General features: G+C 69.4%; 16 protein-coding genes. 13 read left to right on the top strand and 3 right to left on the bottom strand.

Annotated elements, in window-relative coordinates; all coding sequences use genetic code 11:
• Window positions 1–305 precede the first annotated feature (305 nt).
• From MFF26_RS00485 to MFF26_RS00470, 4 genes are all read left to right on the top strand, one after another.
• Window positions 306–638 carry a four-helix bundle copper-binding protein gene (locus tag MFF26_RS00485; protein ID WP_137829441.1) on the top strand — a complete coding sequence of 111 codons (333 nt, stop codon included), beginning with the start codon at window positions 306–308 and terminating at the stop codon, window positions 636–638.
• 68 nt (window positions 639–706) lie between these two features.
• Window positions 707–3,199, top strand: a complete 2,493-nt coding sequence (locus MFF26_RS00480) for a heavy metal translocating P-type ATPase (protein WP_137829440.1) — start codon at window positions 707–709, stop codon at window positions 3,197–3,199.
• Window positions 3,196–3,594, top strand: a complete 399-nt coding sequence (gene cueR, locus MFF26_RS00475; protein ID WP_238307372.1) for a Cu(I)-responsive transcriptional regulator — start codon at window positions 3,196–3,198, stop codon at window positions 3,592–3,594. Before MFF26_RS00480 ends, cueR begins: the two co-directional genes overlap by 4 nt.
• A 242-nt stretch (window positions 3,595–3,836) precedes the next feature.
• Window positions 3,837–5,009 (top strand): M20 aminoacylase family protein, encoded by a 1,173-nt coding sequence (locus MFF26_RS00470; protein ID WP_137829438.1) that lies wholly within the window; start codon window positions 3,837–3,839, stop codon window positions 5,007–5,009.
• A gap of 156 nt (window positions 5,010–5,165) precedes the next feature.
• Here the strand turns inward: MFF26_RS00470 and MFF26_RS00465 are convergent, their stop codons facing one another.
• Both MFF26_RS00465 and MFF26_RS00460 read right to left on the bottom strand, forming a co-directional pair.
• Window positions 5,166–5,582, bottom strand: coding sequence for a hypothetical protein (locus MFF26_RS00465; protein WP_137829437.1), 417 nt, complete (start codon window positions 5,580–5,582; stop codon window positions 5,166–5,168).
• A gap of 116 nt (window positions 5,583–5,698) precedes the next feature.
• Window positions 5,699–6,652 carry a hypothetical protein gene (locus MFF26_RS00460; RefSeq protein ID WP_210236199.1) on the bottom strand — a complete coding sequence of 318 codons (954 nt, stop codon included), beginning with the start codon at window positions 6,650–6,652 and terminating at the stop codon, window positions 5,699–5,701.
• Between the two features lie 361 nt (window positions 6,653–7,013).
• On the opposite strand from MFF26_RS00460, the gene MFF26_RS00455 reads away from it, so the two are divergent.
• The 3 genes from MFF26_RS00455 to MFF26_RS00445 all read left to right on the top strand — a co-directional run bounded on the left by MFF26_RS00455 (window position 7,014) and on the right by MFF26_RS00445 (window position 9,921).
• Complete coding sequence (locus tag MFF26_RS00455; RefSeq protein ID WP_137829436.1) at window positions 7,014–8,048, top strand: aspartate-semialdehyde dehydrogenase; 1,035 nt, start codon at window positions 7,014–7,016, stop codon at window positions 8,046–8,048.
• A 128-nt stretch (window positions 8,049–8,176) separates the two neighbouring features.
• Complete coding sequence (locus MFF26_RS00450) at window positions 8,177–9,262, top strand: hypothetical protein (protein WP_137829435.1); 1,086 nt, start codon at window positions 8,177–8,179, stop codon at window positions 9,260–9,262.
• Window positions 9,259–9,921, top strand: coding sequence for a hypothetical protein (locus MFF26_RS00445; RefSeq protein ID WP_137829434.1), 663 nt, complete (start codon window positions 9,259–9,261; stop codon window positions 9,919–9,921). Before MFF26_RS00450 ends, MFF26_RS00445 begins: the two co-directional genes overlap by 4 nt.
• 25 nt (window positions 9,922–9,946) lie before the next feature.
• Here the strand turns inward: MFF26_RS00445 and MFF26_RS00440 are convergent, their stop codons facing one another.
• A complete protein-coding gene (locus MFF26_RS00440) occupies window positions 9,947–10,594 on the bottom strand; it encodes a CatB-related O-acetyltransferase (protein ID WP_137829433.1) in 648 nt (215 codons plus the stop codon).
• A gap of 242 nt (window positions 10,595–10,836) precedes the next feature.
• Here MFF26_RS00440 and rimP point away from each other — a divergent pair, with 242 nt between their 5' ends.
• The 6 genes from rimP to rbfA all read left to right on the top strand — a co-directional run bounded on the left by rimP (window position 10,837) and on the right by rbfA (window position 18,115).
• Window positions 10,837–11,619: a ribosome maturation factor RimP gene (gene rimP, locus MFF26_RS00435; RefSeq protein WP_137829432.1), complete on the top strand. Its 783-nt coding sequence runs from the start codon at window positions 10,837–10,839 to the stop codon at window positions 11,617–11,619.
• Window positions 11,620–11,685: 66 nt separating this feature from the next.
• Complete coding sequence (gene nusA / locus MFF26_RS00430) at window positions 11,686–13,362, top strand: transcription termination factor NusA (protein ID WP_137829431.1); 1,677 nt, start codon at window positions 11,686–11,688, stop codon at window positions 13,360–13,362.
• Window positions 13,363–13,391: 29 nt separating this feature from the next.
• A complete protein-coding gene (locus MFF26_RS00425; protein WP_137829496.1) occupies window positions 13,392–14,177 on the top strand; it encodes an RNA-binding protein in 786 nt (261 codons plus the stop codon).
• A complete protein-coding gene (infB, locus tag MFF26_RS00420; RefSeq protein WP_238307371.1) occupies window positions 14,178–17,180 on the top strand; it encodes a translation initiation factor IF-2 in 3,003 nt (1,000 codons plus the stop codon). It abuts the gene before it with no gap.
• Window positions 17,181–17,260: 80 nt separating this feature from the next.
• Window positions 17,261–17,671, top strand: a complete 411-nt coding sequence (locus MFF26_RS00415) for a hypothetical protein (RefSeq protein WP_137830807.1) — start codon at window positions 17,261–17,263, stop codon at window positions 17,669–17,671.
• Window positions 17,672–17,683: 12 nt separating this feature from the next.
• Window positions 17,684–18,115, top strand: coding sequence for a 30S ribosome-binding factor RbfA (rbfA, locus tag MFF26_RS00410; RefSeq protein WP_238307370.1), 432 nt, complete (start codon window positions 17,684–17,686; stop codon window positions 18,113–18,115).
• The last annotated feature ends 37 nt before the right edge of the window (window positions 18,116–18,152 follow it).

Genomic DNA, 18,152 nt, shown 5'->3' with positions numbered 1-18,152 from the left:
GCCCGGACCTCGTTCGGCGGTCCGCTGCGACATCCCGGGCGACCGTCGAGCAAGCTCATCCCCGCCCCCTGCCAAGACCGCACCGCGACCGGGTCTCCACCACCGCGGCCACCCGCGATTGCCGCGCCGCCTGATCGGACAGGAGCGGTCGCTCCGTTTCCCATCCGCGGGACGAAGGCTCAGGGCGGGAAGCGCGGCGACGATCCGATGGGGGTTGGACCGTCGGGAAAAACAGGAACGGGGCCGTACGCCGTCCGGTTGGCGCAATAGATAATCCCTTGCCTCGCTTTCGGAGCGGCTTGGACATGACCCACCATTCCGACACGATGCAGGCCTGTCTCGATGCCTGCCTCCACTGTTATCGGACCTGCCTCGGCATGGCCTCCAACCACTGCCTCGAGGTGGGTGGACGCCATGTCGAGCCGGAGCATTTCCGCCTGATGCTCGCCTGCGCCGAAGCCTGCCGGGCCAGCGCCCAGTTGATGCTGATCGGCAGCCCGGTTCATCGGCACCAATGCGGGGCCTGCGCCGAGATCTGCGCGGCCTGCGCCCGTTCCTGCGAGGAGGTCGGCGGCATGGAGGCCTGCGTTGCGGCGTGCCGATCCTGCGCGGAGCAGTGCCGGGCGATGGCCGCCTGAGGCATTGAGCAGTTCCCGGACTTTAGCGCCTTGACCTTCCCATCATGGGAAGCACCATCTGTGCGGGTATGGACGCTGTTGCAAATCACCCCGATGCCCTCGCCGCTGCGGAAGAGCCGCGACGCCTGAGCCTGCCCGTCGCGGGCATGAGCTGCGCCTCCTGCACGGGACGCGTCGAGCGGGCGCTGGCCGCCTTGCCGGGTGCGCGCGACGTGTCCGTCAATCTCGCGACCGGCCGGGCGAGCCTGACCTTGTCCGGGGATACCTCACCGACCGGGGTCGCCGAAGCGATCCGGGAGGCGGGCTACGAGGTGCCCGAGACCGTCACCGCTGTTTCGATCGAGGGCATGAGCTGCGCGTCGTGCTCGGCCCGTGTCGAGCGCGCGCTGCTCGGGCTGCCCGGCGCGGTCTCGGCCAGCGTCAACCTCGCCACCGGGCGGGCCGAGCTGCGCCACGCCGCCGGCACCCTGGCGCTCGCCGATGTCGAGGCGGCCGTGCGCGCCTCCGGCTACACGCCCCATGCGGTCGACCGTGGTGCCGGGACGACGCCCGCGGAAAGGCAGGCGCGGGAAGAGGTGGCCCTGCGGCGCGATCTCGGGATCGCGGCGGCGCTGGCGGCCCCCATCGTCGTCCTCGACATGGGCGGCCACCTGATCCCCGGCTTCCACCATGCCCTCGCCGGCTGGCTCGGCGCGGGGACGGTGCCGTGGCTCCAGGCGGCGCTCGCTACCCTCGTGCTCGCCGGGCCCGGCCGGCGCTTCCTGCGCATCGGTGTGCCGAACCTCCTGCGGGGCCAACCCGACATGAACGCCCTCGTCGCCCTGGGAGCGGGAGCGGCCTACCTCTATTCCCTGGTCTCGGTCGCCGCGCCCGCGTTGCTCCCGGCCGGCGCGGCGCATCTCTATTTCGAGGCGAGCGTCCTCATCATCACCCTGATCCTGCTCGGCCGCACGCTCGAAGCCCGCGCCCGCGGTCGGGCGGGCGCCGCCATCGCCCGGTTGATCGACCTCTCGCCCCGCACCGCCCGCCGCCTCGAGGGCGATGCGGAACGCGAGGTTCCGGTGGAGAGCCTGCGCGTCGGCGATCGTGTGCGGGTGCGCCCCGGCGAGCGGGTGCCCGCCGACGGGACCGTCGTGGCGGGCGAGTCCTACGTGGACGAGAGCATGATCTCCGGCGAGCCGGTGCCCGTGCGCAAGGGCGCGGGCGCCGACGTCGTCGGCGGCACACTTAACACCACCGGCGGCTTCGACGTCGCCGTCAGCCGCACCGGAGCCGACACGGTGCTCGCCCGCATCGTCCGCATGGTCGAGGAGGCGCAGGGCGGCAAGCTGCCGGTTCAAGCGCTCGTCGATCGGATCACCCTGTGGTTCGTGCCCGCCGTGATGGCGGTCGCCGCGCTCACCGTCATCGGCTGGCTCGCGTTCGGCCCGGCGCCGGCTTTGGGCCACGCCATCGTGGCGGGCATCGCCGTACTCATCATCGCCTGCCCCTGCGCCATGGGACTCGCGACGCCGGTGTCGATCATGGTCGGGACCGGCCGCGCCGCCGAGCGCGGCGTGCTGTTCCGCCAGGGGGCGGCGCTCCAGGCCCTGCAGGAGGCCCGCACGATCGCCCTCGACAAGACCGGCACCCTGACGGAAGGCCGCCCCCGCCTGACCGATCTGCGGCCCGCTCCGGGCTTCGCGCGGTCGCAGGTCCTGACGCTTGCCGGCGCCGTCGAGGCGCGCTCCGAGCATCCGATCGCCCGCGCCGTGACGGAGGCCGCGCGGGGCGAGATCGGCGCCCTCCCGGAGAGCACCGACTTCGTGGCGGTCCCTGGCCACGGTGTCACCGCGCGTGTCGAGGGGGCGGCGGTGGCGCTCGGCAGCCGCCGTCACATGGAGCGGCTCGGCATCGCGGTCGCTCCGCTGGAGCAGGAGGCGGAGCGCCTGGCCGGCGAGGGACGGAGCCCGATCTATCTCGCGGTCGAGGGACGGCTCGCAGCCCTGCTGGCGGTGGCCGATCCGGTGAAGCCCGAGGCCCGGGAGGCCATCGCGGCCCTGCGCGCCCGCGGTCTCACCGTGGCGATGCTGACGGGCGATGCCCGCGCGACGGCCGAGACCGTCGCCCGGTCGCTCGGCATCGACGATGTCCGCGCCGAACTCCGGCCCGAGGACAAGGTCGAAGCCCTGCGGGCCCTGCGCGCGGTGTACGGGCCGCTCGCCTTCGTCGGCGACGGCATCAACGACGCGCCCGCCCTGGCCGAAGCCGAGATCGGCATCGCCATCGGCACGGGCACCGACGTGGCGGTGGAGAGCGCCGACGTGGTTCTGATGTCGGGGGCGCTCACCGGTCTGGTCGAGGCGGTCACGCTCTCGCGCGCCACCATGGCCAATATCCGCCAGAACCTGTTCTGGGCCTTCGCCTACAACGCCGCGCTGATCCCGGTGGCGGCCGGCCTGCTGGCGGTCTTCGGCGGGCCGCTCCTCTCACCGGTCCTGGCGGCGGGGGCGATGGCGCTCTCCAGCGTGTTCGTGGTCGGCAACGCCCTGCGGCTGCGCCGGGCCGGAGGAACGTCATGAGCGTCACCATCGGCGAGGCCGCCCGCCTCAGCGGCGTGTCGGCCAAGATGATTCGCTACTATGAGGAGACTGGGCTTCTCGGCCCCGCCGAGCGCACCGCCTCCGGATACTGCGTCTACGGCGAGAGCGATCTCCACGCGCTCCGCTTCGTCCGCCGCGCCCGCGACCTCGGCTTCTCGATGGCCGAAATCGCCGATCTGCTGGCGCTCTGGCGCGATCGATCCCGGGCGAGTGCCGCGGTCAAAGGGCTGGCGCTTGCCCACGTCGCCGACCTGCGCCGCCGCATCGGTGAACTGGAGGCCATGGCCCGTACCCTGGAGACCTTGGCCGAGCGCTGCTGCGGCGACGGACGCCCGGATTGCCCGATCCTCGACGATCTGGCAGGCAGACAGTGACGGCGGGCCGGGACCGGATCGGCGCCCGCTCGACGGGCGGGCCGCGTTTCCGGCGCGCAGGCCCGCCAAGCCGCATTCCGACGATCACGCTCCGGCCTCGCGCGGCCGGGCGGCGAAGCCGGCCCGTCGCCCCACCCGCGGCCGGTCCGCTCAACAAGCTTCGCCGTTGACCCGGCCTTGGCCTTCTGCTTGCTGGGGACGATCCGGGACGTTCGGACGTTGCTCCGCAAGGATTGGGATCCATGCCCGTCATCGACCGCATCGCCGGCCTTGCCGATGAGATCGCCGCCTGGCGGCGCGATCTCCACGCGCATCCGGAGCTGCAATACGACGTGCACCGCACCGCCGGGTTCGTCGCCGACCAGTTGCGGGCCTTCGGCTGTGACGAGGTCGCCACCGGCATCGGTCGCACCGGCGTCGTCGGGGTGATCCGCGGCCGGGGTCACGGCTCCAACCGCGCCATCGGCCTGCGCGCGGACATGGACGCGCTGCCCATCCAGGAGGCCCGCGATCTGCCCTATCGGTCGACCGTGCCGGGGACGATGCATGCCTGCGGCCATGATGGGCACACCGCCATGCTGCTCGGCGCCGCCAAGTACCTTGCCGAGACCCGCGACTTCGACGGGCGCGCCGTGCTGATCTTCCAGCCCGCCGAGGAAGGGGGCGGGGGCGGCGAGGCGATGGTGAAGGACGGCATGATGGAGCGCTTCGGCGTCGAGTCCGTCTACGGCCTCCACAACATCCCCGATCAGCCGCTCGGCACCTTCGCCATCCGCCCCGGCCCGATCATGGCCTCGACCGACCGCTTCACGATCCATATCGAGGGGCGGGGCGGACACGCGGCCCTGCCGCACGCGGCGGTGGACACGGTGCTGGTGGGAAGCCACGTCGTCGTCGCCCTGCAATCGATCGTCGCCCGCAACGTCAAGGCGATCGATGCGGCGGTGGTCTCCGTCTGCGCCGTGGAGGCGGGGCACGCCTTCAACGTGCTGCCGCAGCGGGCCGAACTGCGCGGCACCATGCGGGCGCTGACGCCCAAGGTGCGCGACCTCGTGCTCCGCCGCATCCAGGAGATCGTGGTCGGGGTCGCCGCCGCCTTCGGCGCGCGCGCGACCGTCGATTTCGCCAGCGGCTACCCGGCCACCGAGAACCACCCGGCCGAGACCGAGTTCATGGCGGACGTGGCCGCGCAGGTGGTGGGCTCGGACAATGTCGAGCGGGACGTGGCGCCGATGATGGCGGCGGAGGACTTCTCCTACATGCTGGCCCACCGGCCCGGCGCCTACATCTTCATGGGCAACGGCCCCTCGGCCGGCCTCCACCACCCGGATTACGACTTCAACGACGCGGCGATCCCCTACGGCGCCTCGCTCTGGGCCCGGATCATCGAGACGGGTTTACGGAGCGGGGCGTAATCGCTCCGCCGTCATTTCGGGTGTCGCTGCGCGGCCCCGGAACGACGGCGGAGAAGAGAGGACGCTTGCCCGTGGACCGCGTCTCCACGAGCTCATCCCCCGAAACGAAAACGGGCCCCGCAGGGCTCGCCATCGTCCGAAATCGGAGAGAAGTTCTTACCGGTAGGGATTCATGCCGGTGCGCGAGACGTAAGAGGTCGGGTCGATCCCGTCGATGAACGAGAGGTCGACATTGCGGATCGCGGTCGAACGGGCGCCGATGAACGGGCCGTTGGTGATCGGGTCGGGCAGGATGCCGTTGCCGAAGCGGTCGTTGCGGCCGTAGACCGGGTTGAGCTGGTTCGAGGCGGCGATGAAGGCCGGGTTGGTGGCCGGGTTCGACACCGAGCCGTTGCCGGGCTCCACCACGTTGCCGGCATCGAGCCAGGAGCGCGGACGGATGCGGATCGGCAGGGGCTGGCTCACGCGCACATAACCGGGGTTGCCGTAGGGACCCTGGGCCTCGGCGCCGGTGCCGAAGCCGATTGCCGCGAGGGTCATGGCGCCCAGGAGGGCGATCTTGGTCGAGCGCATGGCACACCTTGTTGATTGCGAAGGGACCGTATCGGGGCCTTCGTTAAGAATCCCGTCTTGCTGTGGAGTAGACGTTCAGGCGTGGCCGTTGTTCCCCGATTGTGGCCGCGCTTCGATCATTTCCGCCGCGCTTTCGCCGTAATGTGCCGGGCGGCACCCGTCGCCGCAGTCGCCCCGGCCATGGCCGCCACGGCGATCGATCCGGTCCGGTCGCCCGGAACCGCCTTGGCGACCGTGTCGGGCCCGCAGGCGGTCTCGCCCGTTGATCCGCCCGTCGATCCGACTTGGCCCGCCGCCTCCCCGGCGCCGAGCGCCGCCGCGACCCGGCCCGACAGGGCGATCCGGTCGATGGCGCAGGCGACCTCCCGCTTCTCCGGGGCCTGTCCGAGAATGCCGCAGAGCCAGCCATCGAGATGGACGGTGTTGAGCGCGAGACTGCGGAAGCCGGTGCAGGTCCGGGTTCCGTCGCCGCTCAGGACCGTCTCCAGGGTCTCGAAGGTGCCGTAGCGGGTCGCCACCACGTTGCGTTCGCCGGTGCGGGTCACGGCGAGGCCGCGCCCGTCGGCGGCGCGGCGCACCAGCGTCACGAACAGGCTCGGCGGCGACTCGGTGCGGGCCCCCGCATCCGTCGCGGTCACGAGAAGCCAGGGCGCCTCGATGGCATCGAATCCGCCCTGGCTCACACTATCCTCGCGCTGGCCGCGTGTGGCATCCCAGCGGCTCGGCTCCGCGCGGGGGGGCGGTGCGGACGGGCTGAAGGCGGCATCGGTCAGGGTCAGGAGGGGTTCCGTCGCGGCGATCTGCCGGGGCGCGATCCGCTCCGCCCGCGGCGGATCGGTCCAGCTCCGGGCCGGCTCCGGGGCGCGCAGGCGATCGCGGGCCGCGAGCGACAATCCGGCGATCAGGGCGGCGCAGACGCTGAGCTGAAGGACGAGGCGGGTCCGCGACAGGCGGCGGGGCCGGGCCAGACCGTCGAGATCGGGCGCGCGCTCGCGGGATCGGTCGAGCCGTCCCTCGGGACCGGCGTCGCGCATGTCCGCGACGAAACCGTCGGCAGGGGAGGGGGGCATGGCGCGGCCTCGGCGTGGTGGATGGGGTCGAGGCCATCCTGCCCCTGGACCTCCCACCGGCGGGTTGCCGCGCCGGGCGGCATCCTCGTGATTCTCGGGCGATGGTGAATCGCCCGTTTCGGCCGTCCCACTCCGTCACGACGCCGTCACGGATCATTGCCGGCCTGCGCTCCGCCCCCTTGACAGTCGGGCCCGGCGGGCATCTTGCTCCGCGCGCCGGATCTCTCGCCCTGTCCGCGTCGGGGCGGGCGCTTCGGCCTATGGATTCCCCTGATGGTCCGCTCGGCGCATCCGCCGACCGGAACGGGGAGCGGGCCGGTCATCGCGCAACAAATCCCGCCCGCGCAGCGGAGTTGGACAGATGGGTTACAAGGTCGCCGTCGTCGGAGCCACGGGCAATGTGGGCCGCGAGATGCTCGACATCCTGGCCGAGCGCGCCTTCCCGGCCGACGAGGTCGTGGCGCTCGCCTCGCGCCGCAGCCAGGGTCAGGAAGTTTCTTTCGGCGACAAGATCCTCAAGGTCAAAGTCCTCGATACCTACGATTTCTCCGACACCGACATCTGCCTGATGTCGGCGGGCGGCGAGGCCTCGAAGGAGTGGAGCCCCCGCATCGGCCAGTCCGGTTGCGTGGTGATCGATAACTCGTCGGCCTTCCGATACGACGCCGACGTGCCGCTCATCGTGCCCGAGGTGAATGCCGACGCGGTCGAGGGCTTCACCAAGCGCAACATCATCGCCAACCCGAACTGCTCGACGGCGCAGCTCGTCGTGGCGCTCAAGCCGCTGCACGAGGCGGCGACGATCAAGCGCGTCGTGGTCTCGACCTACCAATCCGTCTCCGGCGCCGGCAAGGACGCCATGGACGAGCTGTTCAGCCAGACCCGCGCGGTCTTCACCGCCGGCGAGGTGGTGCAGAAGAAGTTCACCAAGCGGATCGCCTTCAACGTCATCCCGCACATCGATGTGTTCATGGAGGACGGCTACACGAAGGAAGAGTGGAAGATGGTCGCCGAGACCAAGAAGATGCTCGATCCCAAGATCAAGCTCACGGCGACCGCGGTGCGCGTGCCGGTCTTCATCGGCCATGCCGAGTCGGTGAACGTCGAGTTCGAGCGCCCGCTCTCTCCCGAGCAGGCGACCGAGATCCTGCGCTCGGCCCCGGGCGTGCTGGTGATCGATAAGCGCGAGAACGGCGGCTACATGACCCCGCACGAGGCGGCGGGCGAGGACGCCACCTACATCTCCCGCATCCGCGAAGACGCCACGGTCGAGAACGGCCTGAACTTCTGGTGCGTCTCGGACAACCTGCGCAAGGGCGCGGCCCTCAACGCGGTGCAGATCGCCGAGGTGCTGGTGAACCGCAAGCTGCTCAATAAGGCCAAGCGGGCCGCCTGACGCCTCACGCGGGATCGATGACCTCGCGAAGCGCCGCCCCTCGGGGCGGCGTTTTCGTTTGAGCAGTACCGATACAACACCAATCCCAGCATAGGACATCATTCTTGTAAACTACCAAAAGTTGTAATATGCATATCTTCCTGTCGCTCGCACAGGAGGGTTGCGGCATGAACCATCGTGAGAGCCTCCGCACCGAGAGCGCGGCCATACGAGGCCTCCTGACAAGGGCATCCCTCGAGATCGAGGCGGTCCGACACGAACGCATCTTGCGGCGCGCGTTCTCCGCCGATCAGCCACGGGCCCCCGCTGGCCAGCCGGATGGCGGCCAATGGATCCCTGCGGGCGGCGGCCAGGCGATTGGCGTGCGATCCGGTGGATCCGGCGACGATGTCGCCCACCGCGAGCAGACCGTTCTGGATGATGGGACGCGTGTCCTCTCGCTGCGCATCCGGTCCGGTCGCCGCGACTACGACACGCAGGATATTGTCACGGCGCCGGACGGCCAGAGCCGGATCTTCGAGACCTCGGGGCTGACGCAGACCATCCGCGACGGCGTGACCGGGGCGGTGCTCGGGCGCAGCACCTTCACCGCCGCGGGCGCGGAGCCGGAGGCGTTCGTTCAATCGACGTTTCTTCCGGCGGTCCCTGCCGCGACAGCAGCAACAATCAGGCTCGTGGGGTCGCTCTTCGCGGTCCTGTCGACGCGGAACGATCTATTCGGGAAAGCCGTCCTTGGCCTTACGGCGAACGAGTACGCGGTCGATCTGACCGAAAACACGGTGAGGGCCGCGTTCGCGGGCCGCATCGATCAGCGAACGCTCGACGCAGCCTGTCGTCGGAACGGTGAGGTCGAGGCGTTGGCTGAGCAGGCCGTTCGGAGCGTGCGCGCAAGCGGGCTGTATCGTTCGGCACAGGACTTCGGCGACAAGGTTCACGCTTGGATCGCTGCCGTTGTGAACAAGCAGGGCGATCCGAATTTTGTAGCGAAGATTTCTTTCGGCAAAAACTCTGAGAAAACGTCCTATGGGGACAGATACTCAACCAGAATCGATCTTTTCGAGAGAACTGCGCCGGGAATGACCTGCGTCTACGATTTTAAGACTGGGAGCGCCACCATCAGTAGCAATCGCGCGCTCAAGCTTGTTGCCGCCGCGGGCAGGCATTTTCCTGATACGGTTCGGGTTATTGTGATTCAGGTGAAGCCTCGCTCATGACGACCGCTCGGCAGGTCCGGCGGCTTGTCCGCCCGCTCTTGAAGCGCCATCCGGACCTTGCTCTCGTCGCCAGCCATTCGCTGTGGCTGACACCCGTGACGCACGTCGCCAAGGTGATCCATATCGGACGGACTTCGTCGGCCCATTATTGCGATCCGAAGTGGTGGTTGCTCCCTCTCTTTCTTCCTAATACGAACCCTATGAAGCGCGTCGGCTTTTGCTGTGTCGATATTTATCCGCCGACCGATGATTCGAAATCATTAGACCTTTGGTTCTGGGATAATCCGATCATGTCGAGCGAGCTTCTTGCCCGTATCGAGAAAGCTCTTCGCCTCATGAGAACGCTGGATGACTTGCGATCATGTCGGTCATTTACCGAGGCACATATGAATTATACGTGGGGTAAGACCTTTAATGAGAATTTAGTATATGACATTGCCATGGGTAATTTGAGTCTAGCCCGATGCTGGTGGCAAAAGGTTAAGACGAGTTATCCCCGCCTCTGCGAGCGCATCCACGAGATCGGCCCGCCGCTGATGGATGACGACCGCACCGCGCTCGCCGCAGTTCTGCATCGCTGGGAGCGTGAGAACGTGGCGGGGACGGCGGTCGAGCCGTTCTGGACGCCGACGCCGTTCCCGCTTGAAAAGACCGGTTGAGCCGGCGCGTCGACGCGCTTCGCGATCACCCGTCCCGAACCGCCTCCAGCGCATCGACATCGCCGCCGCCGATCAACCGCAAATGCGCGGTGATCCGCTCCACCGGCCAGTCCCACCACGCGATCCGTTGCATCCGCGCGGCGTCCGCCTCCGACAAGCGGCGGCGCACCATGCGGGCCGGGTTGCCGGCGACGATGGCGTAGGGCGGCACGTCTTGGCTGACCACCGCATGCGCGGCCACCACCGCCCCGTCGCCGATGCGGACACCCGGTAGGATCGTGCTCTGAAAGCCGAGCCACACGTCGTGGCCGATCACCGTATCGCCGCGGTTGGGAAAGTTCAGTTCCCCCTCGAAGCGGCCGGTCCAGTCGCCGCCGAAGATCGGAAAAGGGTAGGTCGAGAGCCCGTCGAGGCGATGGTTGCCGCCGTTCATCAGGAAGCGCGTGCCCGCGGCGAGGGCGCAGAACCTTCCGATGACCAGCCGGTCCCCAATGAAGGGGAAGTGGTAGAGGATCGCGTCGAGGAACGCCTGCGGCCCGGCCGGGTCGTCGTAATAAGTATAGGCGCCGACCTCGACATTCGCCGGCAGGGGAAGGTTGCGGATGAAGGTCACGCGGTTCTGCCCCGGCATCGGGTGCAGGACGTCCGGATCCGGGCCGGGGCGATGGGGCATGGGACTCTCCTCTCGCGTCGGGATCTAGATGGGCGCGGCGGATGGCGGGAGCGCGGCGGGGTCCATCGAACCGCTTGAATTCTGCGCGCGTCGGAGCTAAGTCACGTCCCATCATTTCTGGTGCAGTCGATAGGCTGCTTGCGGGAGTGGGTCCTCCGGGGCCCGCTCTTTTTTATTTCCGCAGGCCCGTCTGCACCCGAGCAGTCACCTTTTCCTCGAGCCGAATGGGCCGGAACGACAGCATGGCGGAGCCCACCGAGAAGCGTCTGGTCGGCGAGACGGGTGTCGCCGCACGCGTCGCCCAGGTGGTCGAGGGACCGATCGAGGGCCTCGGCTTCCGGCTGGTGCGGGTGAAGGTCTCGAACGCCAATGGCTGCACCGTGCAGATCATGGCGGAGCGGCCCGACGGCACGATGGGCGTGGACGAGTGCGAGACGGTGAGCCGGGCGATCTCGCCCTTGCTCGACCTCGAAGACCCGGTCGGCGGCGCCTACTACCTCGAAGTCTCCTCGCCCGGCATCGACCGGCCGCTGGTGCGCGTCTCGGATTTCGCGCGCTGGGCCGGCTACGAGGCGAAGGTGGAGCTGGCCGTGCCGCTCGACGGGCGCAAGCGGTTTCGCGGCATCATCGACGTCCCGAGTCCCGACGGCACGACCGTGGCGATCGATCTGCCCGACGTGAAGCCCGGCCTGCCGAGCCGGATCGAGTTGCCGCTCCGCGATCTCGCGGAGGCGCATCTCGTCCTCACCGACGACCTGATCCGGGAATCCCTGCGCCGCGGCTCGGCCCCGCCCCAGGACGGCGACGACTTCGACGAGGAGACGGAGGAGGACGAGGCCGAAGGGGCCGAAGAGGCGCCTCAGTTCCGCGTCATTCCGCAGCCGAAGCGCCCGAAGCCGAAGGCAGACAAGCCGGTGAAGGCCAAGGGACTCAAGACCGCGCAGAAGCCGGGGGCCAAGGCGAAGCCCGGCGCGGGCGTCGTCACCAAGGCCGCCCGTCTGAAGAACCGCGACACCCTTCACTGACGCCAATCCGGCCGGGAACCCAGCCCCGGACGGACATCCACGAGACCGCACAAGAGGATAGACCCCATGGCCGTCGTCAGCGCCAACCGGCTCGAACTCCTGCAGATCGCCGACGCGGTGGCCCGCGAGAAGGTGATCGACCGCCAGATCGTCATCGAGGCGATGGAGGAGGCGATCGCCAAGGCCGCCCGCTCCCGCTACGGCGCCGAGACCGACGTGCATGCCGAGATCGATGCGAAGAGCGGCGCGCTGCGCCTGTCGCGCCACCTGCTCGTGGTCGAGCAGGTCGAGAACGACGCCCGCGAGATCACGCTGGCCCAGGCTCAGCGCTACAATCCCGGCGCGCTCGTCGGCGACGTCATCTCCGACACCCTGCCGCCCTTCGATTTCGGGCGCGTCGCCGCGCAATCGGCCAAGCAGGTCATCGTCCAGAAGGTCCGCGACGCCGAGCGCGCCCGCCAGTACGACGAGTACAAGGACCGCATCGGCGAGATCCTCAACGGCGTGGTCAAGCGTGTCGAGTACGGCAACGTCATCGTCGATCTCGGCCGTGGCGAAGGCATCGTGCGCCGCGACGAGATGATCCCGCGCGAGACGTTCCGGCCGGGCGACCGCATCCGCTCCTACCTGTTCGACGTCCGCTCGGAAGTGCGCGGCCCCCAGATCTTCCTGTCGCGCTCGCACCCGCAATTCATGGCGAAGCTGTTCGGCCAGGAAGTGCCGGAAATCTACGACGGCATCGTCGAGGTGAAGGCGGTCGCCCGCGATCCGGGCTCCCGCGCGAAGATCGCCGTGATCTCCCGCGATGGCTCGATCGATCCCGTCGGCGCCTGCGTCGGCATGCGCGGCTCGCGCGTCCAGGCGGTGGTCGGCGAGCTTCAGGGCGAGAAGATCGACATCATTCCGTGGTCGCACGATCAGGCGACCTTCATCGTCAACGCGCTCCAGCCGGCGGAAGTCGTGAAGGTGGTGCTCGACGAGGAGGCCGACCGCATCGAGGTGGTGGTGCCCGACGATCAGCTGTCGCTGGCGATCGGCCGCCGCGGCCAGAACGTGCGCCTCGCCTCGCAGCTCACCGGCTGGGATATCGACATCCTCACCGAGGCCGAGGAGTCGGAGCGTCGTCAGAAGGAATTCGCCGAGCGCACGCAGGTCTTCATGGAAGCGCTCGACGTCGACGAGACCGTCGGTCAGCTCCTCGCGGCGGAAGGCTTCCGGAACGTCGAGGAAATCGCTTTCGTCGACGTGGGCGAACTGTCCGGCATCCAGGGTCTCGACGAGGAGACCGGGGCCGAGATCCAGGCTCGCGCCCAGGATCACCTCGCCCGCATCGAGCAGGAGCAGGACGACCGCCGCCGCGAGCTCGGCGTCGAGGACGATCTGCGCGAGATCGACGGCGTCAACACCGCGATGATGGTGGCGCTCGGCGAGAACGACGTGAAGTCGATCGAGGATCTGGCCGGCTGCGCCACCGACGACCTCGTCGGCTACACCGAGGGGCGCGGCCCCGAGGCCGTGCGTCATGCGGGCTTCCTCGACGGTTTCGAGCTGTCGCGGGCCGAGGCGGAGGCCCTCATCATGGCGGCCCGCGTCAAGGCCGGCTGGATCGAGGCGCCCCCGGAGCCCGAGGCTGAGGCCGAAGAGGGCGAAGACGCCGAGGGCACGGAGGGCGAGGAGGTGGCCGAGGACGAGGCGCAGCCCGATTCGACCCCGGCCGCGCAGCCCGAGTCGCACAACGCCTGAGGGATGCACGGGTGAGCGGGCATTCCAGCATGCAGGTGGAGGCCGAAGAGGCACCTCCCCTCGACCGCGGCCCCGGCCGCGGCCGGGAACCTGCGCGCACCTGCATCGTCACCCGCGTCGTCCAATCGCCCGAGGCGATGATCCGCTTCGTGATGGGCCCCGACGGTGCCGTGGTGCCAGATCTCCGTGCCCGCCTGCCGGGCCGGGGCGCCTGGGTGACCGCCACCCGCGACACGGTCGCGGCGGCGGTGAAGCGCCGCGCCTTCAGCCGGGCCTTCCGCGCGAACGGGGCGCAGGTTGCCCCCGATCTGCCCGACCGGGTCGCGGAGGGTCTGCGCGTCGACATGCGACAGGCGCTGGCACTGGCCAACAAGGCCGGCTGCGTCGTCACCGGTTTCGGCAAGGTCGAGTCGGCGATTCTCGGAAGCGAGAGCGTCGCCGCCCTGATTCACGCCTCCGACGCGAGCCCGGATGGCCGTCGCAAGCTCGCCGCCGCCTTGCGACGGCGCCACGGCGACGCCATATCCGCAATTCCCGTGATCGACGACCTGTCCAACCCCGAATTGGACATGGCCTTGGGCCGGGATCATGTGATACACGCTGCCCTCGTCGCGGGAGCCGGCACCACCGGCTATCTCGCGCGTTGGCGTCGGTTCCGGACCTTCGAAGGTATGGCGTCGGCGTCCGAGGCGGGCGCCCCGCTCGGTGCCGGCGCGACCGCCTTCGATTCGCACGACGATGAAATGACGTTGACTCGGCCGGGCGCGCCCGCCGCCGGCCGCAGTGACGATGGAAGCCCTCAGGGTTCAGACTGAATGAGCGATACGAACAATCCGGGTGACAAGACGCAGAACAGGGCCCCCTCGAAGCCGTTGACGCTGAAGCGCCCGGTCGAGCAGGGGACCGTGCGTCAGAGCTTCTCCCACGGGCGGTCGAAGTCCGTCGTGGTCGAGACGGTGAAGCGGCGCACGATCGGCGCCGCCCCCGGAACGGTCACGCCCCGCGAGCCCGTCGCGGCTCCGCCGCCGCGTCCGGCCTCGGTTGCGCCCGCGCCGGCTCCGGCGGCCCGTCCTGCTGGACGCTCCGCCTCAGGGGTCGTCCTGCGCACGCTGAGTGAGCAGGAGCGGGATGCCCGCGCCAGCGCTCTGGCCGATGCCCAGCGCCGCGAGGCCGAGAACCGCGCCCGCGCCGAGGCCGAGATCAAGGCGCGCCAGGAGCGCGAGGACGCCGAGCGCCGCGAGCGCGAAGCTGCCGAGGCTCGCCGCCGCGAGGAGGAGGAGCGTCGCCGTCAGGAGGACGAGCTCCGCCGCAAGGCTGCTGAGGATTCGCGCCGCCGCGCCGAGGAGGAGGCCGCCCGTGCGGCTGCCGCTCCGGCGCCCGAGCCCGAGCCGGCAAGTCAGGCCGCTGCCCCGGCAGCTCCCGCTCCCGCCGCCGCTCAGGCCCCCGCCGCGTCGTCGGCGGCTCCCGCCGCCCGCCCGGCTGCCGCCGCTCCGGCGCGTCCCGCAGCGCCGGCGCGCCCGGCAGCTCCGGCCGCGCCGCGCCCCGCGGCGGGTGCCGCCCCGGCCCGTCCGGGCATGCCTGCCCGTCCTGGTGCCCCTGCGCGTCCCGCCGCTTCCGCGGCACCGCGTCCGGCAGCACCGCAGGCACCGGCCGAGCCGCGTCGCGTGATCACCGCGGACAACCGCAAGCCGCGCGATCTCAACTTCATGGCCAAGCCGGCCCCGGCACCGGAGCCCGAGAAGGCTCCGACGCCGACCACCGCCGCCCGGCCTGCCGGTGCGGGGGCGGCCCGCCCCGCCGCGCGCCCCGGCGCTCCGGCGATGGAGGACGAGTCGGACACGAAGCGCGTGATCCGTCGTCCGGGCATGCCGCTCAAGATCATCACGCCGCCCAAGACGCCGAAATCGCCGGGCGGCGACCGCAACCGCGGCCGCCTCACCATCGCCAATGCGACCTCCGGCGAGGACGAGCGCACGCGCTCCGTCGCGTCGTTCCGCCGCCGCCAGCAGCGGATGAGCGGGCATCGGCACGAGGAAGCCAAGGAGAAGATCGCCCGCGACGTGACGATCCCCGAGACCATCACCATCCAGGAACTCGCCAACCGCATGTCGGAGCGGGCCGTGGACGTCATCCGTCTGCTGATGAAGCAGGGCCAGATCCACAAGATCACCGACGTGATCGATTCGGACACGGCTCAGCTCATCGCCGAGGAGATGGGCCACACCGTGCGGCGCGTCGCCGAGTCCGACGTCGAGGAGGGGCTCAGCTCCGACGAGCCGGATCTCGAGGAGGATCTGGAGCCGCGTCCGCCGGTCGTCACGATCATGGGTCACGTCGATCACGGCAAGACCTCGCTGCTCGATGCGATCCGCAAGGCGAACGTGGTCGAGGGCGAGGCCGGCGGCATCACCCAGCATATCGGCGCCTATCAGGTGTCGGCGCCGTCGGGTGATCTCGTCACCTTCATCGACACCCCCGGCCACGCGGCCTTCACCTCCATGCGCGCCCGCGGCGCCAAGGTGACGGACATCGTCGTGATCGTGGTGGCGGCCGACGACGGCGTGATGCCCCAGACCGTCGAGGCGATTCAGCACGCCAAGGCGGCGGGCGTGCCGCTCATCATCGCGATCAACAAGATCGACAAGCCGGATGCGAACCCGCAACGGGTCCGCACCGAGCTGCTCCAGCACGACATCCAGGTCGAGTCGATGGGCGGCGAGACCCTGGAATTCGAGGTCTCGGCCAAGACCGGCGACGGTCTGCCCGACCTGCTGGAGGGCCTGCAACTCCAGGCCGAGATCATGAACCTGCGCGCCAACGAGAAGCGCGACGGCGAAGGCACCGTGATCGAGGCTCAGCTCGACCGCGGCCGTGGCCCCGTGGCCACGGTCCTGGTCCAGCGCGGCACGCTGTTCACCGGCGACATCGTCGTCGCCGGCGCCGAGTGGGGCCGCATCCGCGCCCTCATCGACGACACCGGCAAGCACGTGCCGTATGCGGGGCCGTCGGTCCCGGTCGAGGTGCTCGGCTTCAACGGCACGCCCGATGCCGGCGACCGCGTGATCGTGGTGGCCAACGAGGCCCGGGCCCGCGAGGTCACCGAGTACCGCGCCCGCATCAAGCGCGAGCGTCTGAACGCCCGCACCGGCGGAGCCAACCGCTCGCTCGTCGACATGATGCGCGAGGCTAAGGAAGGCGCCAACCGCAAGGAACTGCCGATCATCATCAAGGGTGACGTGCAGGGTTCGGTCGAGGCCATCAACGGGGCGCTCACGGCGCTCGGCAACGACGAGGTCGGTGTCCGCATCCTCCTGTCGGGGGTCGGCGGCATCACCGAGTCGGACATCACGCTGGCCAACGCCTCCAAGGCGGTGGTGATCGGCTTCAACGTGCGGGCCCATAAGGAAGCCCGCAACGCGGCCGAGCGCGACGGCACCGAGATCCGCTACTACAGCATCATCTACGACCTCGTGGACGACATCAAAGCCACGCTGTCGGGCATGCTGCCGCCGACGCTCCGCGAGGAGAAGCTCGGCGAGGCGCAGATCCTGCAGATCTTCGACGTGTCGAAGGTCGGCAAGATCGCCGGTTGCCGCGTCATGGAGGGTGTGGTCCAGCGCGGTGCCCATGTCCGCCTCCTGCGCAACGACGTGGTGATCCACGAGGGGCGGCTCTCGCAGCTCAAGCGCCTCAAGGACGATGCCAAGGAGGTCACCGCCGGTTACGAGTGCGGCATGTCCTTCCAGAACTACCAGGACATGCGGGTCGGCGATTTCATCGAGTGCTTCAACATCGAGGAAATCAAGCGCACGCTCTGAGCGGCGTCCGTCTTCGCAGGCGATCCAAATGTGTCGGCGGATCGGTGAGGGAAAAACCCGCCTCGATCCGTCGGCTTAGGATGCCGATAGCCCCGCTCATTTTCGTCATGTCAGCTTGCGCCACTCCTGCCGTGGCGGAGGTCTGCGATAAGTTCGCAGGCGACGACTGGCCCTCCAATCCTCCTGCGCCGGGGTTTTTCTCCTGGCAGGGTAGCGCTCAACTGCTGGCGATCGTGATGTTCGCCGTGCTCATGATCGTATGGCTGCGATCGAAGACCCTGGCTTGGGTCTTCGCAGCCTGTGCGGGGCTACTGACGGCACTGATCGTGACCGCACCGTTCCTCGACGATGATGACATGACGCGTGCGGCGATCGCCGAGGGGTGCGTGGTCTCACTCACCCCCACAGGTGAGTTGAGTCGAGTAATTCTGTTTGCTTCCTTGGCCGTGTTCTTCGTCTGGATGGCGCGCGGTCGGACCTTGCTTCGATGAGACGATAGGATGGTGAACAAGCAGCCCCGTGAGGCCGGACCGAGCCAGCGCCAGCAGCGCGTGGCCGAACTCGTGCGCCACGCGCTCGCCGAGGTACTCCAGCGCGGCGACATCCAGGACCCGGTGCTCGGCTCGCATGTCGTCACCGTGCCGGAGGTGCGCATGTCGCCTGACCTCAAGCTCGCCACCGCCTACGTCATGCCGCTCGGCGGTCAGGACGAGGCGCCGGTGATCGCCGCGCTCGAGCGCAACCGGAAGGTCCTGCGCCAGGAGGTTGCCCGGCGGGTGAACCTCAAATACGCACCGGAGCTGCGCTTCCGTCGCGATGAGACCTTCGACGAGGCGGCCCGGATCGACCGGCTCCTGCGCAGCGACAAGGTCCAGCGCGACCTCGCGAGCGCGCCGCGCGACGACGACGAAACAGATCCGCCCGCGGGCGATTGATCAGGATCGGGGCGGTGTCCGAAGATGCCGCCACCTG

Origin of the sequence: Methylorubrum suomiense (genome assembly GCF_022179765.1) — a bacterium.
Taxonomy (GTDB): Bacteria; Pseudomonadota; Alphaproteobacteria; order Rhizobiales; family Beijerinckiaceae; genus Methylobacterium; species Methylobacterium suomiense.
The sequence above is the reverse complement of the archived record's forward strand: the minus strand, read 5'-3'. Positions and strand labels throughout refer to the sequence as shown.

Coding starts and splice junctions, on each gene's coding strand:
- MFF26_RS00485 (WP_137829441.1), top strand. CDS start 306: ATGACCCACCATTCCGACACGATGCAGGCCTGTCTCGATGCCTGCCTC.
- MFF26_RS00480 (WP_137829440.1), top strand. CDS start 707: ATGGACGCTGTTGCAAATCACCCCGATGCCCTCGCCGCTGCGGAAGAG.
- cueR (WP_238307372.1), top strand. CDS start 3,196: ATGAGCGTCACCATCGGCGAGGCCGCCCGCCTCAGCGGCGTGTCGGCC.
- MFF26_RS00470 (WP_137829438.1), top strand. CDS start 3,837: ATGCCCGTCATCGACCGCATCGCCGGCCTTGCCGATGAGATCGCCGCC.
- MFF26_RS00465 (WP_137829437.1), bottom strand. CDS start 5,582: ATGCGCTCGACCAAGATCGCCCTCCTGGGCGCCATGACCCTCGCGGCA.
- MFF26_RS00460 (WP_210236199.1), bottom strand. CDS start 6,652: ATGCCCCCCTCCCCTGCCGACGGTTTCGTCGCGGACATGCGCGACGCC.
- MFF26_RS00455 (WP_137829436.1), top strand. CDS start 7,014: ATGGGTTACAAGGTCGCCGTCGTCGGAGCCACGGGCAATGTGGGCCGC.
- MFF26_RS00450 (WP_137829435.1), top strand. CDS start 8,177: ATGCATATCTTCCTGTCGCTCGCACAGGAGGGTTGCGGCATGAACCAT.
- MFF26_RS00445 (WP_137829434.1), top strand. CDS start 9,259: ATGACGACCGCTCGGCAGGTCCGGCGGCTTGTCCGCCCGCTCTTGAAG.
- MFF26_RS00440 (WP_137829433.1), bottom strand. CDS start 10,594: ATGCCCCATCGCCCCGGCCCGGATCCGGACGTCCTGCACCCGATGCCG.
- rimP (WP_137829432.1), top strand. CDS start 10,837: ATGGCGGAGCCCACCGAGAAGCGTCTGGTCGGCGAGACGGGTGTCGCC.
- nusA (WP_137829431.1), top strand. CDS start 11,686: ATGGCCGTCGTCAGCGCCAACCGGCTCGAACTCCTGCAGATCGCCGAC.
- MFF26_RS00425 (WP_137829496.1), top strand. CDS start 13,392: ATGCAGGTGGAGGCCGAAGAGGCACCTCCCCTCGACCGCGGCCCCGGC.
- infB (WP_238307371.1), top strand. CDS start 14,178: ATGAGCGATACGAACAATCCGGGTGACAAGACGCAGAACAGGGCCCCC.
- MFF26_RS00415 (WP_137830807.1), top strand. CDS start 17,261: ATGCCGATAGCCCCGCTCATTTTCGTCATGTCAGCTTGCGCCACTCCT.